General features: G+C 72.4%; 13 protein-coding genes. 5 read left to right on the forward strand and 8 right to left on the reverse strand.

The features are described 5' to 3' along the window. Position 1: 1 nt before the first annotated feature. Complete coding sequence (locus KBZ08_RS13045) at positions 2-973, forward strand: ion transporter (RefSeq protein WP_254973512.1); 972 nt, start codon at positions 2-4, stop codon at positions 971-973. Beyond that, the gene (locus KBZ08_RS13050; protein WP_254973513.1) at positions 948-1,685 is read left to right on the forward strand and encodes a 3'-5' exonuclease; all 738 of its coding nucleotides are present in this window, start codon (positions 948-950) and stop codon (positions 1,683-1,685) included. The genes KBZ08_RS13045 and KBZ08_RS13050 overlap by 26 nt, the downstream gene beginning before the upstream one ends. On the opposite strand, the gene KBZ08_RS13055 is transcribed toward KBZ08_RS13050, so the two are convergent. From KBZ08_RS13055 to KBZ08_RS13075, 5 genes are read right to left on the reverse strand one after another with little or no spacing between them, the layout of a single operon-like run. Further along, positions 1,649-2,503, reverse strand: a complete 855-nt coding sequence (locus KBZ08_RS13055; RefSeq protein ID WP_106222480.1) for a metal ABC transporter permease — start codon at positions 2,501-2,503, stop codon at positions 1,649-1,651. The two genes, KBZ08_RS13050 and KBZ08_RS13055, sit on opposite strands and share 37 nt — an antisense overlap. Continuing rightward, positions 2,500-3,288, reverse strand: a complete 789-nt coding sequence (locus tag KBZ08_RS13060; RefSeq protein ID WP_254973516.1) for a metal ABC transporter ATP-binding protein — start codon at positions 3,286-3,288, stop codon at positions 2,500-2,502. Before KBZ08_RS13060 ends, KBZ08_RS13055 begins: the two co-directional genes overlap by 4 nt. Then, on the reverse strand, positions 3,288-4,322 hold the full coding sequence (locus KBZ08_RS13065; protein ID WP_254973518.1) for a metal ABC transporter solute-binding protein, Zn/Mn family: 1,035 nt from the start codon (positions 4,320-4,322) through the stop codon (positions 3,288-3,290). Before KBZ08_RS13065 ends, KBZ08_RS13060 begins: the two co-directional genes overlap by 1 nt. Next, on the reverse strand, positions 4,319-5,413 hold the full coding sequence (locus KBZ08_RS16550; RefSeq protein ID WP_254973521.1) for a WD40 repeat domain-containing protein: 1,095 nt from the start codon (positions 5,411-5,413) through the stop codon (positions 4,319-4,321). Before KBZ08_RS16550 ends, KBZ08_RS13065 begins: the two co-directional genes overlap by 4 nt. Positions 5,414-5,439: 26 nt before the next feature. Further along, entirely contained in the window at positions 5,440-6,426 is a 987-nt protein-coding gene (locus KBZ08_RS13075; RefSeq protein ID WP_254973523.1) for a GTP-binding protein, read from the reverse strand. A 186-nt stretch (positions 6,427-6,612) separates the two neighbouring features. On the opposite strand from KBZ08_RS13075, the gene KBZ08_RS13080 reads away from it, so the two are divergent. Continuing rightward, positions 6,613-8,097, forward strand: coding sequence for an NAD(P)/FAD-dependent oxidoreductase (locus KBZ08_RS13080; RefSeq protein ID WP_254973525.1), 1,485 nt, complete (start codon positions 6,613-6,615; stop codon positions 8,095-8,097). Here the strand turns inward: KBZ08_RS13080 and KBZ08_RS16395 are convergent. After that, the gene (locus KBZ08_RS16395) at positions 8,025-8,792 is read right to left on the reverse strand and encodes a potassium channel family protein (RefSeq protein ID WP_219904409.1); all 768 of its coding nucleotides are present in this window, start codon (positions 8,790-8,792) and stop codon (positions 8,025-8,027) included. The two genes, KBZ08_RS13080 and KBZ08_RS16395, sit on opposite strands and share 73 nt — an antisense overlap. Positions 8,793-8,904: 112 nt before the next feature. Here KBZ08_RS16395 and KBZ08_RS13090 point away from each other — a divergent pair, with 112 nt between their 5' ends. Both KBZ08_RS13090 and KBZ08_RS13095 read left to right on the forward strand, forming a co-directional pair. After that, positions 8,905-9,285 carry a hypothetical protein gene (locus KBZ08_RS13090; RefSeq protein ID WP_181280187.1) on the forward strand — a complete coding sequence of 127 codons (381 nt, stop codon included), beginning with the start codon at positions 8,905-8,907 and terminating at the stop codon, positions 9,283-9,285. Positions 9,286-9,341: 56 nt separating this feature from the next. Next, positions 9,342-9,857 (forward strand): HdeD family acid-resistance protein, encoded by a 516-nt coding sequence (locus tag KBZ08_RS13095; RefSeq protein WP_254956473.1) that lies wholly within the window; start codon positions 9,342-9,344, stop codon positions 9,855-9,857. Between the two features lie 10 nt (positions 9,858-9,867). On the opposite strand, the gene ggt is transcribed toward KBZ08_RS13095, so the two are convergent. After that, positions 9,868-11,700, reverse strand: coding sequence for a gamma-glutamyltransferase (gene ggt, locus KBZ08_RS13100; RefSeq protein ID WP_254973537.1), 1,833 nt, complete (start codon positions 11,698-11,700; stop codon positions 9,868-9,870). After that, entirely contained in the window at positions 11,697-15,470 is a 3,774-nt protein-coding gene (locus KBZ08_RS13105; protein ID WP_254973538.1) for a hydantoinase B/oxoprolinase family protein, read from the reverse strand. Before KBZ08_RS13105 ends, ggt begins: the two co-directional genes overlap by 4 nt. Between the last annotated feature and the right edge of the window lie 14 nt (positions 15,471-15,484).

The raw sequence follows: 15,484 nt of genomic DNA on the forward strand, positions 1-15,484 counted from the left end.
GATGCCGCCGGTGACGCTGCAGGAGCCACTGCTGGTGCCGTTGCTGCTGGGCGGCCTGCTGGCCGTGGCCCTGGCGCTGGTGCGGGTGGTGGGTCGCCCCTGGCTGGAGCGGACGATCCTCGAGACGGACACCCCCTCCGGCAAGGCCTTCGACGCCCTGCTGATGCTGGCGATCGCCCTCAGCGTGCTGGCGGTGGTGCTGGAGAGCGATCCGCTGCTGCGGCAGCGCTGGGCCGCCGCCTTCCTGGGGCTGGAGTGGGGCTTCACCCTGCTGTTCAGCCTCGAGTACCTGCTGCGGCTGCTGCTGGTGGCCGAGCCACGGCGCTACGCCACCAGCTTTTTCGGGCTGGTGGATCTGCTGGCGATCCTGCCCACCTACCTGGGGCTGCTGATCGGCGGCGGCCAGCTGTTCCTGGTGGTGCGGGTGCTGCGGCTGCTGCGGGTGTTCCGGGTGCTGAAGCTGGGCGCCTACCTGCAGGAGGCCGAACTCCTCTGGAGCGCCCTGATCGCCGCCCGCCGCAAGATCACCGTGTTCCTGCTGGCGATGGTGACGCTGGTGATCCTGATCGGCGCCTTCATGTACGTGATCGAAGCCGGCAACGACGGCTTCCGCAGCATCCCGGTGGCCATCTACTGGGCCTGCGTCACGATCACCACCGTGGGCTACGGCGACGTGGCGCCGGTGACACCCCTGGGGCGTTTCATGGCCTCGGTGGTGATGCTGATCGGCTACAGCATCATCGCCGTGCCCACCGGCATCCTCAGCGCCGAGATCGGCCTGTCGGTGCTGCGGCCGGCCAGCCCGCAGGCGGCAGGCCCCTGCCCCGCCTGCGGGCTGGGTGGCCACGAGGCCGACGCGCGCCACTGCAAGCACTGCGGGGCGGCGCTGGCCGGGAATGCTCTCGGTGAGAATCTCCCCAGTCGCGACGAGCCCACCCCAGGTGCCCATGGAGGAGCCGAGCCCCAGCGCTGAACTCCTGGCCGCGGGCTGGTCGGAGCAGGACGTGCGTCGCTACCGCCAGTTGGGGACCTACCGCAGCCGCTGGGGCGCCGCCAACCTGGATCGTGACGAGCGGCGCTTCCTGCGCAGGGGTGACGAGGCCCTGCGGACGATCCAGCGGTCACCGGCACCGGCTCCGGTCTCACGCGCGGGCCTGGCCGATCTCCACCCGAGCTGTTTCGTGGCGCTGGATTTCGAGACAGCCGATCAGGGCCGGGACAGTGCCTGCTCGATCGCCCTGGTGCGGGTGGAGGGGCGGACGATCGTGCGCCGCGAGCACCACCTGATCCGGCCGCCGCGCCGGACCTTCCTGTTCACCTCCATCCACGGGATCAGCTGGGCCCAGGTGGCCGATGCGCCCAGCTTCGCCGAACTCTGGCCCCAGCTGGCGGCCTGTCTGGAGGGGGCCCAGTTCATCGCCGCCCACAACGCCAGCTTCGATGCCGGGGTGCTGCGGGCCTGCTGCGAGCAGGCCGGCCTGCGGCCCCCGGCCCAACCCTTCGTCTGCACCGTGCAGGTGGCCCGGCGGGCCTGGAACCTGCGCCCCACCAAGCTGCCGGATGTGTGCCGGCATCTGGGGCTGCCGCTCCGGCACCACGATGCCCTCTCCGATGCCGAGGCCTGCGCCGGCATCGTGCTGGCGGCCGGTCAGGGGGTGACGGCCGGGTTGGCCCGCAGCCGCTGAGGTCGCCACTGGCTGACGCCAAGGGCGACCAGGAAGCCGAGGAACTGCACGATCACCACGCAGGGGCCCGACGGCAGGTTGGTGAGGCCCGAGCCGAGCAGCCCCAGCACGGCGCAGCCGCCGCCGATCAGCGAAGAGAGCACCAGGTAGGTGCCGAAACGGCGGCTCACCAGCCGGGAGGCACAGGCGGGGATCACCACGAAGGCGCTGATCAGCAGCACCCCCACCGCCTTGATCGACACGGCCACCACCACGGCCAGCAACAGGATGAAGGCGATGCGATGCCACTGGCTGCCCACCCCGAAGGCGCCGGCCAGATCGGCATGGAGGGTGACCAGCACCTGGGCCCGCAGGCTCACCAGCAGGTAGGCCACCGCCGCCACCAGCAGCACGGCGATCAGGCCGAGATCCAGCCAGGAGATGCCGAGGATGTCGCCGAACAGCAGCTGCTGGATGCCGCCGGTGTAGGTGGTCACCAGGCTGAGGGCGACCACGGCGAAGGCCAGGGAGGTGGAGTAAACGATGTTCAGCAGGGCATCGGTGGGCAGCTGGCTGCGCTGCACCAGCAGGTTCACCAGCAGGGCGAACAGCACCGCGAAGGGGATCAGCACCAGGGTGGGGTTGAGCCCCAGCAGGATCCCCAGGCTGAGGCCCAGCAGGGCCGAATGGCCCAGGGCATCACTGAAGAAGGACAGCTGCCGCAGCACCGCGAAGCTGCCCAGCAGACCGCCCAGGGCCCCGGTGAGCAGCCCGCCCACCAGGGCCCGCTGCATGAACGGCTGCGTGATCACCGCGGCAAGCGGGGAGAACTCCGTCATCGGATCCGGGGGCTGCCCTCGGGTGCACGGGGCCGGCGGAGGTCGGGGGCATCGGCCGGGTCGTAGAGCCGCTCCAGCTGGGCCCGGGAGAGGGCCAGTTCGGGACGGCCGCTGCAGCGCAGCTGGCGGTTGAGGCACAGCACCTGGTCGCAGCTGCGCCGCACCATGTCCAGGTCGTGGGAGACCTGCAGCACGGTCCAGCCCTCACTGCGGCGCAAGTCGAACAGCAGCCGGTGGAACTGCTCGGTGGAGGGGGCATCCAGGCCGGCCTGGGCCTCATCCAGCACCAGCAGGCGCCGGGGCCGCACGACGCAGAAGGCCAGCAGCACCCGCTTCAGCTGGCCCCCCGACAGCTCGCTCAGCAGGCGCTCGGCCAGCGGACCGCAGCTGGTCTTGGCCAGGGCGGAGCGCACGGCGGAGCGGCGTGCACCGCCGCCGCTCCAGGGCAGGCGCGGACCGGGAGGATCCCAGCCGAAACCGACGAACTCGGCCACGGTCAGCGGCAGGCGCCCCTGAAGCGGCAGGGCCTGGGGGAGGAAGGCCAGCTGGGCCCGGACCGGTGCCGGCAGCTGGCCGGCGGGCCCCAGCCGGTGGCCAAGGATCCGCACCTCCCCGGACTGGCGGGGGATCAGGCCGAGGATCGCCCCCACCAGCGAGCTCTTGCCGGCCCCGTTCGGCCCCACCAGGGCGGTGTCGCTTTCGGCAGCGAGCTGGAAGCTGACGTCGTCCACCGCCAGCACCCCGTCGCGCAGCACCCGCAGGCCCTCGACCTCCAGCACGGCCATCAGCGGAAGGCGCTCACCAGGTCGGTGACGTTGCGGCGCATCACGTCGGCATAGGTGCCGGGGTTGCGGGAGGCCTCCTCGGTGCCGGTCTCCAGGGGGTTGAAGACGCTGATGCGGATGCCCAGATCCCCGGCCAGGGCGTTGAAGGAGCGGTTGCCCTCCTGGGGTTCGCTGAGCAGGGCCTTGAGCTGGGTGCGCTTGACCGTCTCCGCCACCCGGGCCAGATCGGCGGGCGAGGGGTTCTGCTCCGGCACATCGACCAGGTACTCGGCCTTGAGGCCATAGCGGTCGGCGAAGTAAGGGGCGAAGTCGTGCAGAACCACGAAGGTCTTGCCCCGGAACGGCGCCAGCTGCTTCTCGAAGTCCGTGTTGAGCTGGCGCAGCTGGCCGGTGAAGGCGGCGGCATTGCGGCGGTAGCCATCGGCGCAGGCGGGGTCGGCGGCGATCAGGCCATCACGGATGTTGTCCACCTGCTGGGCGGCGCGCACCGGATCGAGCCAGATGTGGGGATTGATCGGGCCATGGTCATGGCCGTGGTCATGATCGTGGCCGCCGGCCTCGGCGTGGTCGTCGTTATGGCCGTGGTCGTCGCCATGGCCGTGGTCGTCGCCATGGTCATCGTGGGACTTGGCGGGCTTCTCCGGGTTCTCCAGGGTGGGGATGCCGCTGCTGGAGTCGATCACCTTCAGGTCGGGGTTCTCGGCGCCCTTCACCAGCTTGTCGAGGAAGGATTCCATCTCCAGACCGTTCTTCACCAGTACCCGGGCGTTCTTCAGCGCCGCCACATCCCCGGGGCGGGCCTGGAAATCGTGGGGACCGCTGGCGGCGGGGATCAGGGCCGTCACCTCGGCGCAGTCGCCGGCCACGGCCCGGGTGAAGAGGGTGATCGGCAGGAAGGTGGTCACCACGCTGGGCCGGTCGTTCCGGCCGGTCTGGGCTTCCGGCGCCTGCACCGCCGGGCGGCAGCCCAGGAGCAGGGCGGAGAGCCCGGCGGCCATGGCCAGAACGGGACGACGGACGGGGGGCTGGATCATGGGGCGAAACCTCCGGAACGGGGTGGGCGTGAAGGCTGGGGGCGAGAACGGACGGACGGGGGCAGGGTGACCGGCCAGAGCCACCACTGCCCCTGGTCGCCGCCGGCGGCGAGGTGGCGGCCATCGGGACGCCAGCTCAGACAGGTGATCGCCTGGCCGTCGCCCTCCAGGAGCTGCTGCAGGCGGCCGCGGCCATCCCAGAGCGCCACGGTGCCATCGCTTGAGGCGCTGGCCAGCAGACTGCTGCCGGGGGCGAAGGCGACCGCGTTGACGCGGCCCTCATGCAGCACCAGGGGCTCCGGTTTCCAGCCCTTGGCGCCGCGATCCTGCTGGCTCCAGATCACGGCGATGTCGGTGGAGGCCACAGCCAGCAGGGGGGCCAGGCGCCCCGGCTGATCGCACCAGGCCAGGGACCGCACCTTGCCCGGGAAGCCGCTGAACTGCCAGCCGCGGCCGGCCGCGGCGTCGGGCCAGAGCATCAGCGAGCCGTCGAGCTGGCCGCTGGCCAGCAGGGTTCCCTGGTCGGACCAGCCCAGAACAACGCCGGCCGAGCCCGTGGCACAGCGCTGGGGCGGCTCCCCGGGGTCGTCCGGCCGCCAGAGGAGCACCTCGCCGTGGCAGGCGGCCGCGAGCCGTTGGCCATCACGGCTCCAGGCCAGGGCCAGCACGGTGCGCTCCAGCTCCTGGCTCTCCTCCCGCAGCGACCGGCGCTCCCCATCCCAGAGCCGCACCCGCCGGCCGGCCCCCAGCGCCAGCAGCGATCCCTGGGGCCGCCAGGCGGCCGCATCCAGCCAGCCGGCCTGCAGCGGCACGGGGTCGAAGGCCATCGGCCGCACCCCGGTGCCCCCCATCTCCCACAGCAGCACGTCGCCGTTCTGGCCCGCCGCCATCAGAAAGCGGCCATCGGGACTGAAGCCGAGCACATCGAGGCTGCTGTCCCGCTCCCCGCGCAACAGCTCCTCGCAGCCCGCCCGGAAATCGAGCAGCAGCAGCTCACCACCGGCCGTGGCCATCGCCAGGAACTCACCATCGGCCGACCAGGCCTGGGCGGTGATGGCATTGCCGCAGGTGCCGCTGAGCCGCTCCCGCACCAGTCTGCGGAGGGGCCATGGCCGGATCAGGCGACACAGGCCTCGAAACCGGCCCGCAGGGCGGGTTCATCGAGATCGCGGCCGATGATCACGAAATCGGTTCGGGGGGTTTCATCCGCCCGCCAGGGCCGATCCCTGGCGCTGTCGATGAGCATGTGCACCGACTGGAAGACGTAGCGGTGGCTCTCGCCGTCGATCTGGAGGATGCCCTTCATGCGGAACAGATCGGGACCCCGCTCGCTCACCAGCCGATCGATCCATTCGCCCAGTTTCTGATAACTCATCGGCCGCTCCTCGATGAAGGCCACCGAGCTGACGGCATCGTCATGCTCATGGTCATGGTCGGAGGCGAGGAACTCCGGATCGATCGCCAGGGCCCGCTCGAGCTCAAAGGCCCCCACGCCCAGGATCTGGTCCATGGCCGCATCGGCCCGGCAGGTGGGAATCACCCGGGCCAGGGGATTGATGGCCCGGGTGCGCTGGCGGATGGCCTCGAGGGCCTCGGCTTCCACAAGGTCGGTCTTGTTGAGCAGCAGCACATCGGCAAAGGCCAGCTGTTCCTGCACCTCCTCGCTCTCCCAGTGCTGCTCCACATGCCGGAGATCGACGAGGGTGACGACGGCATCGAGCCGGAGCTGCTCCCGCAGGTCCTCGTCGACGAAGAAGGTCTGGATCACGGGAGCCGGATCGGCCAGGCCGGTGGTCTCGATCACGAGGTGGTCAAAGCGGTCGCGGCGCTTCATCAGGTTGCCGATGATGCGGATGAGATCACCACGAACGGTGCAGCAGATGCAGCCATTGTTCATCTCGAAGATCTCCTCATCGGCCTCGATCACCAGCTGGTTGTCGATGCCCACCTCGCCGAATTCATTGACGATCACCGCCACCTTGAGGCCGTGCTCGTGGGTGAGGATGCGGTTGAGCAGCGTCGTCTTGCCGGAGCCGAGGTAGCCCGTGAGGACGGTGACGGGCAGGCGTTCCCGATCAGGTGCCGGGGAAGGGGCCGAGCGCATCGGTGCAGAGCCCAAAGGGCCGGGCATGGGAATCATTTTCAAGCTAGCAGTCCCGGCGCCCCTGGCCGCCCCAGCGGGCCCTCCCGACGTCCGCGTCCACCAAACCGCTTCCATCACTACCGCTCCGCTGCGGCGGGCTGCCTACGGTTCAGTCCCGGGGATCCGCCCGATGGCCCCCTCCGCTTGATGGCCCAAGAACGCTTCTTCCTCGAGCTGGATCCGCCCCAGAGCGCCATGGCCGAGTGGCCCCACGTGGTGATCGTGGGCGGGGGGTTCGCCGGGCTCAAGGCCTGCCATGTCCTGGCGGGACAGCCGGTGCGCGTCACCCTGATCGACAAGCGCAACTTCAACCTGTTCCAGCCGCTGCTGTACCAGGTGGCTTCCGGTCTGGTGTCGGAGGCGGATGTGGCGTCCCCCCTTCGCCAGATGGTGGGCCAGGTCCCCAACATCCAGATCCTGCTGGGCGAGGTGGTCGACATCGACACCGACGCCAGGGAGGTGGTGTTCAACGACCACCGCTACGCCTACGACCACCTGGTCCTGGCGAGCGGGTCGGGCAGCACCTACTTCGGCCACGAGGAGTGGCGGCCCCTGGCGCCGCCGATGAAGATCCTCGAGCACGCCGACGAGATCCGCCGCCGGCTGCTGATGGCCCTCGAAGAGGCCGAGCAGACCCGGGACCCCGGTCGGCGCCGCTTCCTGCAGTCGGTGGTGGTGGTGGGGGCCGGGCCGGCGGGCTGCGAACTGGCCGGCTCCCTGATCGAGCTGATGCACCGCGCCGTGGAGCGCGATTTCAAGCAGCTCGACCGAGCCCAGTGCCGGGTGATCCTGCTGGATGCGGTGGACCGGGTGCTGCCGGCGATGCCGGCCGATCTCTCCGCCGACGCCGCGGCCTACCTGCAGCGCGCCGGCGTGGAGCTGCGCCTGAACACGATGGTGGCCGCGATCGAACCCGGCCGGGTGATCCTCAAGCGCCCCGCGGCTGTCGCCGCGGACGGATCGGACGCCGGGGCCGATGGCCTCGGCGACCTGGAGGCGGCCACGATCTGCTGGACCGCCGGGGTGCGTGCCTCGCGCCTGGGCCGGCTGCTGGCGGAACGCACCGGCGCCCCCCTCGACCGGGGCGGGCGGCTGCAGGTGGAGGCCGACTTCTCGCTGCCGGGGCACCCGGAGATCCGGGCGGTGGGGGATCTCTGCCACTACGCCCACACCGGCGACGGCCGGGTGCTGCCGGGCATGGCGGGCCCGGCGGTGCAGATGGGCGGCTGGGTGGCGCGCGACATCCTGGCCGGCCTCGAAGGGCGCCGCAGCAAGCCGTTCCGCTGGTTTGATCTGGGCAGCATGGCCGTGATCGGTCCCTGGTACGCGGTGGCCGACCTGCGCGGGCTGCACGTGAGCGGTCTGGCGGGCTGGATCCTGTGGGCCCTGGCCCATCTGGCCTTCATCCCCGACACCGAGAACCGCATCGCCCTGTTCAGCAAGTGGATGTGGCAGATCGCCACCCGCCAGCGCACGGCCCTGCTGATCACCGGCCGTCCCGACCAGCACCTCGGGGTGGATGTGGGCCTCGAGCGGGCCCTGCCGCCGGATGGCGCGATTCAGTCGCCGGGAACGCCCGCCTCCGGCCCCTTGAACCGGTTGATCAGCACCCCCAGGATCACGGCGATGTAGAGCGGCCCGGCGATCCCCAGCACCACGCTGGCCATGCGCGCCGGGGGCCGGGCCGGAGTGATGTCGCCGTAACCGGTGGTGGTGAGGCTGACGAAGGCGAAGTAATTGATGCGGGCGAAATCCAGCTCCCAGACGCTGTGGGCGCGCCCACCCGCCTGGGGGCGAACAATGGCGGCCTGGCCATCGGCGGTGTTGGCCAGGAAGCTGCCGGGCTGGATCGTTTCCAGCACACTCAGCACCAGGCCGCCGCTGAGGCCGAGCAGGAGATAGCCGGCCACCGCCCCGACCACCACCGACCGGGTGGCCCGGGGCTCCCGGCCCAGGGTCCGCACCAGCCGCACCAGGCTCCAGCCGATGAACAGGGTGGTGATCAGCAGCAGGGGCACCCCGGAGAGGCGCCGCGACTCGGGGGTCAGCAGCCAGTACAACTGCAGGAAGGGGTTGGTGCATCCCAGCGCCAGGAACAGACGGTCGCTCCAGGAACGCCCGACCCCGCCGGCCAGGCATCCGCTCAGTTCCAGGGTGGTGAGGACCGTGATCAGGAGATAGCTCACCGATCCGACCAGGCTCAACGTCTGGGGAAACGCCAGGCTCAGCATCACCAGCAGGCACAGCACGAGCAGCCGGCGATAGAAGCGATGCCGCCGGCGCGCCAGAACCTCCGGCGGCGCCGGCGCTGCCGGAGGTCGGATCACGGGGGCGTGGGATCGGAACCGACAACGTAGGTCGAACCCCTGCGGCGGCCAGCGGCCACTGGACGCGGATCCGTTCAGCCCATGGATACTGGACACACCCGCGAGGATCTCCATGGCCATCCGTTTCCGGCCCGCCTCCCGCCTGCTGCCCGTCGCCGCAGGGTTCCTGCTGGCGGTGGCCCCCCTGGCCCCGGCCCTGGCCCAGGGGATCCCCTTCAACGAAGTCCGGGCCCTCAACCTGGCCCGCAACGCGGCCGTGCTCAGCAACGGCGGGCTGACGGTGTACACCCCGGCCAACTGCATGTTCACCACCTCGGCGGCCACCAACCCCTGCCTGGTGCGCAGCGACGCCGACGGCTTCGTGTACCGCTTCCTCGGAGGCCCCCCCGGCTGGGAGGCCAAGGGGCTGCCGGCCACCACGGAAACCGAGATCCAGATCGCCCCCGACGGCCGCCGGGTGGTGGCGATCCTCTACAACGGCCCGCCGCGCTGAGCACGGCGGTCGGCCACGGGAAAGCGGCCTAACCTCCCACCAGCCTCCCCAAGCCCTTGTCCGTCCCCGCTTCCCCCACCCTGCGCTGGGTCACCGCCGGCCTGCTGCTCGTGGCGGCCGTCCTCTGCCTGGCCCTTCCCTTCGTCTCGGCCACCCTGCTGACCATCGCCCTCGGTGGAGTTTCAGCGGCGGCGGGCGTCTCCCAGCTGCTGCGGCTCACCTCGGCCGATGACACCCGCAGCAAGGTGTTCCGCGCCATCTCCGGGGTGCTGTACGTGGTGGGCGGCATCGGCCTGGTGGCCTTCCCGGTGGCCAGCACCGTCAGCCTGACGCTGTTCATCGGCGTGCTGCTGGCCGTCGAGGGGGTGATGGAGCTGGCGGGCGCCGCCGCCGGTGCCGGGCCGGCCCGGGGCCTGGTGCTGCTCGATGGCATCGTCACGGTGGTGCTCGGCGGGATGCTGATCGCCGAGTGGCCCTCCGACAGCCTCTGGGCCATCGGCACCCTGTTCGGCTTCGGCCTGGCCTTCTCCGCCTTCAACCTGATCACCGCCCCCGCGGCTCCCCAGGCCTGAGGGCTGGGCCTCATTCCGCCACGGCCGGACCTTCGGCCCGGCGCGGATCCACCGTCCCCAGGCTGCCGCCCTCCGCCAGCACCTCGACGCTGTTGGCCGCCCCCATGGCCGGGGCCCGGCGGACGCTGTGGCCCATGGCCTCCAGCAGGCGGCGGCTGTCGGGGCTGAGGCCTTCTTCTGCATCGATCCGCTCGGGCCACAGCTGGCTGTGGATGCGGGGGGCGGCCACGGCACCGGCCAGGTTGAGACCGTGCACCATCCGGTTGAGCAGCACCTGGAGGATGGTGGTGATGATGCGGCTGCCGCCGGGGCTGCCGGTGGCGAGCCAGGGGCGGCCATCGGGGCGGAACACCAGGGTGGGGGCCATGGAGCTGAGCGGGCGCTTGCCCGGTGCGATGGCGTTGGCCGTCCCCTGGCGCAGACCGAAGGCGTTGGCGCTGCCGGGGAGGGCGGTGAAGTCGTCCATCTCGTTGTTGAGCAGGAAACCCATCCCCGGCACGCTGATGCCGTTGCCGTAGGGGAAGTTGAGGGTGGTGGTGAGGGCCGCCAGCCCGCCCTGGCGGTCGGCCACCGAAAGGTGGGTGGTGTTGGTGCCTTCACGGGCGGCGGCCGCCTCCAGCGCCGGGGCCGGGGTGTGGCGCCGGGGATCGATGCGGCGGCGCAGGCCATCGAGGTGGGCCGGCGACAGCAGCCGTTCCACCGGCACCGGCACCTGGTCGGGGTCGCCGAGCAGGGCGTTGCGGTCGCGGTAGGCCAGGTTCATGGCCTCGGCCATGGGGTGGAGGCTGGCGGCGGCATTCAGGCCGGTGGCCGCCAGGTCGAAGGGCTCGAGAATCCCAAGCAGCTGCAGCAGGGTGAGCCCGCCCCCGGGCGGCGGCATAGTGAGCACCGGGTGGCCGCGGAACTCGCGCCGCAGCGGCCGCACCAGCTGGGCGCGGTAGGCGCGCAGATCGCTGTGGGTGATCAGGCCGCCGCCCCGCTCCATGGCCCCCACCAGGGCGTCGGCCACCGGCCCTGCGTAGAAACCCCGCTCCCCCTCGGCGGCGATGCGCCGCAGGCTGGCCGCCAGCTCGCCCTGGCGCAGCCGCGTGCCGGGCACCGGGGGCGGCAGGAACAGGCGACGGGAGACGGGATCGGCCTGCAGCCGCGGGGCGGCGGCGGCCAGGGAATCGCTCAGCTCGCGGCTCACCGGGAAGCCCTGGTCCGCCAGCCGGATCGCCGGGGCCATCACCTGGGCCAGGGGCAGGCGTCCGTAGCAGCGCTGGGCCAGGGCCAGCCCGGCGACGCTGCCGGGCACGGCGGTGCTGAGCAGGCTGCGGGTGGCACGGGCCCGGTCCACCTGGCCGTCGGGGCCCAGGAACATGGTGGCCGTGGCCGCCGCCGGGGCCGTCTCGCGGAAGTTCACCGCCACCGCCGTGCCGCCGCCGATGGCCAGCTCGGGCCCGGCCGCCGGGTTGCCACCAGAGGCCTCGACCAGGCAGCCCCGCTGGCGGGCCGGCGAGGGGCCGGGCAGCCAGAGCAGCAGGAAGCCGCCACCGCCCAGGTTGCCCGCCTGGGGCAGGGTGACCGCCAGGGCGAAGGCGGTGGCCACCGCCCCATCCACCGCGTTGCCCCCCTGGCGCAGGATCGCCGCCCCCGCCGCCGAGGCCAGCGGCTCCTGGGCCGCCACCAGGCCCCGGGCCGACCACTGGGGCCGGAAGCGCTGCTCCCCCTCCAGCAGCACGTTGCTCTCCGCGGCGGCGGGCGGCGCCGCTGGCTGGGCCCGCGCAGGCGGCACCGGCAAAGCACCCAGCCCCACCAGCAGCAGCACCGCCCCGGCGGCTCCCCGGCGAACCGTGCTCACAACGAGGCTCCCGCGCCACCGGCATCCGGGGCGCCGAAGCCGCCGCCGCCGGGGGTGGCGATCTCCAGCAGGTCGCCCGGTTGGACGCTCACCTGGGCGCAGCCGCCCAGCACCTCGAGCTGGCCATCGGCCCGCTCCAGCCGGTTGCGCCCGAGCGCCCCATCGCCGCCCCCGGCCAGGCCGAAGGGGGGCACCCGCCGGGAACCCGAGAGAATCGAGGCGGTCATCGGGGCCAGGAAGCGCAGCCGCCGGACCACACCGTCGCCGCCGGGCCAGCGGCCGGCGCCGCCGCTGCCGCGGCGGAAGGCGAAGCGCTCCAGGCGCACCGGGAAGCGGTCTTCGAGGATCTCCGGGTCGGTGAGGCGCGAATTGGTCATGTGGCTCTGCACTGCGCTGGCGCCGGCGAAACCAGTGCCATCCGCCAGCACGCCGGCGCCGGTGCCGCCGCAGATGGTTTCGTAGTACTGGCGCTGGGCATCGCCGAAGCTGAGGTTGTTCATCGTGCCCTGGGCCGCCGCCATCACCCCAAGGGCCCCGAACAGGGCGTTGGTGACCGCCTGGGAGGTTTCCACGTTGCCGGCCACCACCGCCGCCGGCGGCAGCGGGTGCAGCAGGCACCCCTCCGGCACCACCAGCTCGATCGGTTCGAAGCAGCCGGCGTTGAGCGGGATCGGGCGGCCCACCAGGCAACGGAACACGTAGAGCACCGCCGCCTTGGTGATCGCCAGCGGGGCGTTGAAGTTGCCCTCCTGCTGGGGGGAGGTGCCGCTGAAGTCGATGCGGGCCCGGCGGGCGGCCCGGTCGATGCGGACGGCCACGACGATGCGGCTGCCGTTGTCGAGTTCGACGCTGTGGTCGCCGTCCCTGAGGCGGGCGATCGCGTCCCGCACAGCCTCGGCCGCATTGGCCAGCACGTGGCCCATGTAGGCACAGACCTCATCGGTGCCCTCGCGCTCCAGCAGCCGCTGCAGTTCGCTGTCCCCCAGCCGGTTGGCGGCCACCTGGGCCTGAAGATCGGCCAGCAGCTGGTCGGGGTTGCGCACCGGATGGGGGCCGGCGGCCAGCCGCTCACGCCAGGCGGCCGCATCGAACTGGCCCCGGCGCAGGAAGGGCACATGGCGCAGCCGCAGCCCCTCCTCCTCGATCCGGCGGCTGAAGGGGGGCATCGAGCCCGGGGTGAGGCCGCCCACGTCGGCGTGGTGCCCGCGGCAGGCCACGAACAGCATGGGCTTCAGCGGTGCTTCGCAGGAGTCGGCAGGGTCTGCGGCGTCAGGGGCGAACACCGGCGTGATCACGGTGATGTCGGGCAGGTGGGTGCCGCCGTCGAAGGGGTCGTTGGCGGCGTAGGCATCGCCCGGCGCCAGGGGCGGCAGGGTGCCGGCGGCCACGGCGGCCAGCAGGCTGGCGACGCTGTCCCCCATCGAGCCGAGGTGCACCGGGATATGGGGGGCGTTGGCCACCAGCCGGCCGGCGCCATCGAACAGGGCGCAGGAGAAGTCGAGCCGCTCGCGGATGTTCACCGAACGGCTGCACTGGCGCAGCCGTTCCCCCATCTGCTCGGCGATGGCACTGAAACGGTGGTTGTAGAGCTCCAGCCGCACCGGATCCACCGCCCCGGCAATGCTGCCGGCCAGGGCCGCACCAGCGGACGGCGTCTGCCGCTCCAGCAGCAGCTCGCCCCCCGCCAGCACCCGGCCGTCCCAGCCGAGCTCCAGCACCGTGGTGCCCGTGGCCTCCACCACCAGGGCCGGCCCCGCAATCCGCTGGCCCGCCTCCAGCTGCTCCCGGCGCCAGAGGGGCACCTGGCGCCAGCCCATCCCGTCGCCGTGAGCATCCGCCAGCCAGAGCGGTACCCATTCGCAGGGCTCGGGCGAATCCGCCGCCTCAGGAAGTTCCGCAGCCCTGACGCCCCCCGCCGAGGTCTCGGGCGCCGGAGCCCCCACCTCAACCACCAGCCGCTCCACCACCAGCCGCTCATCGGGCACCACGAAGCCGAACCGCTGCCGGTGGCGCTCCTCAAAGGCGGCGCGCAGGTCCGCCAGCGGGCCGTCGGTCGGGGCGGCCGGCCAGGGCAGATCCAGCCCCTGGTCGCTGCCGCCGTAGCGGAGCTCCAGGCGGACCTGCACCCGGGGCTCCTGTCCCGCCGCCAGATCGCCGCCGGTGCGAAGGTCGGCGGTGGCCCCCGCCACCAGTTCCTCGATCGCCCGCTCCAGCTGGGGCAGCAGGGACGGCTCGAGGGGCTGGCGCAGGGTGCGCTCCCGCAGCAGGGAGGGGCGGGCCAGGCCGATGCCGTAGGCCGACAACACCCCGGCCAGGGGATGGAGCAGCACCCGGGTGATCCCCAGGACATCCGCCAGGGGGCAGGTGAGCTGGCCACCGGCGCCGCCGAAGGTCACCAGCACGGCCCGGCCCAGGTCGTGGCCCCGCTGGATCGAGATGCGGCGGATCGCCTCGGCCATGCGCTCGATGGCGATCGTCAGCGCCCCCTGGGCCGCCGCCTCCGGGCTGTCCAGCCCCAGCTGGCGGGCCAGGGCCCCGAAGCGCTCCAGCACCACCTGCCGGTCGGCCGGCTGGTCGCCGCCGGGGCCGAACAGGCGCGGCAACGCATTCACGGGCAGGCGGCCCAGCAGCAGGTTGGCGTCGGTGATCGCCAGGGGCCCACCGCGGCCGTAACAGGCGGGGCCGGGGTTGGCGCCGGCCGAGCGGGGGCCCACCTGCAGGCGGCCATCCGCCACGTGCAGCACCGAGCCGCCGCCGGCTGCCACGGTGTGGATCGGCAGCATCGGCGCCAGCAGCCGCAGGCCGTCGATCTCCGTTTCATGGCTGCGCTCCCAGGCGGCCTCGCCACGGCTGCCATCGAAGTGGAAGACGTCGGTGGAGGTGCCACCCATGTCAAAGCCGAGGATCGGAGCGTCACCGAAACCGGCGGCGGTCGCCACCGCCACGGCCGCCACCATCCCGCCCGCCGGGCCGGAAAGGATCGTGTCCTTGGCCCGCAGCAGGGCTGGCGACTGCAGGGCACCGGCGGAGGTCATCACCCGCAGCGGGATGGTGGCCCCGATGGCCGTGCGCACCTGTTCGAGATAGGCGCCCAGGACGGGGCCCAGGGCCGCCTCCAGCACAGCGGTGTCGAGGCGAGGCACCAGCCGGGGCTGGCGGCTGAGCTGGTGGGAGAGCACCACAGGCGCGACCCCTCGCGACACCAGCCAGCTCCCCAGGGCCTGCTCGTGGACCGGATGACGACCGGCATGGAGCAGGACCACGGCCACGCTGCGGAAGCCGTCGGAGCGGGCCTGGGCCAGGGACTGCTCCAGCGCTTCATCCAGCTGCAGGGGCTCCAGCTCCGCACCATCCGCCGCGAGCCGGCCGCCCACTTCGATCACCCGCAGGGCAGGCGGCTCGGGCCGCCGGATCTCCAGGGCAAAAAGGTCGGGCCGGTGCTGGTCGCCGATGCGCTGCAGGTCGGCAAAGCCGCGGTTGACCAGCAGCAGCACCGGCGCCCCCTGGCGCTCCAGCAGGGCATTGGTGGCCACGGTGGTGCCCAGCCGCACCTCCGTCACCAGCCCGGGGGGAATGGGCTGATCAGGAGCCAGGGCGAGCACGTCCCGCAGGGCCGCAACGGCGGGGTCGGGCGTGGGGGTGCCGTCCGCCGGCGGGGGCGGATCGGAGAGCAGCTTGCGCACCACCAGATCGCCGCTGGGAGAGCAGGCCACCACATCGGTGAAGGTGCCGCCCCGGTCGATCCAGAAACGCCAGCCGGCCTCGGTCACGACGGCCGTCGCGG

This window comes from Cyanobium sp. Candia 9D4 (assembly GCF_024346155.1).
Lineage (GTDB): Bacteria > Cyanobacteriota > Cyanobacteriia > PCC-6307 > Cyanobiaceae > Cyanobium > Cyanobium minutissimum.

Bases quoted from the DNA above. Each gene is read 5' to 3' on its own strand.
- KBZ08_RS13045 (WP_254973512.1), top strand. From the start codon at position 2: ATGCCGCCGGTGACGCTGCAGGAGCCACTGCTGGTGCCGTTGCTGCTG.
- KBZ08_RS13060 (WP_254973516.1), bottom strand. From the start codon at position 3,288: ATGGCCGTGCTGGAGGTCGAGGGCCTGCGGGTGCTGCGCGACGGGGTG.
- KBZ08_RS13090 (WP_181280187.1), top strand. From the start codon at position 8,905: ATGGCCATCCGTTTCCGGCCCGCCTCCCGCCTGCTGCCCGTCGCCGCA.
- KBZ08_RS13050 (WP_254973513.1), top strand. From the start codon at position 948: ATGGAGGAGCCGAGCCCCAGCGCTGAACTCCTGGCCGCGGGCTGGTCG.
- KBZ08_RS13075 (WP_254973523.1), bottom strand. From the start codon at position 6,426: ATGCGCTCGGCCCCTTCCCCGGCACCTGATCGGGAACGCCTGCCCGTC.
- KBZ08_RS13080 (WP_254973525.1), top strand. From the start codon at position 6,613: ATGGCCCAAGAACGCTTCTTCCTCGAGCTGGATCCGCCCCAGAGCGCC.
- KBZ08_RS13055 (WP_106222480.1), bottom strand. From the start codon at position 2,503: ATGACGGAGTTCTCCCCGCTTGCCGCGGTGATCACGCAGCCGTTCATG.
- KBZ08_RS13065 (WP_254973518.1), bottom strand. From the start codon at position 4,322: ATGATCCAGCCCCCCGTCCGTCGTCCCGTTCTGGCCATGGCCGCCGGG.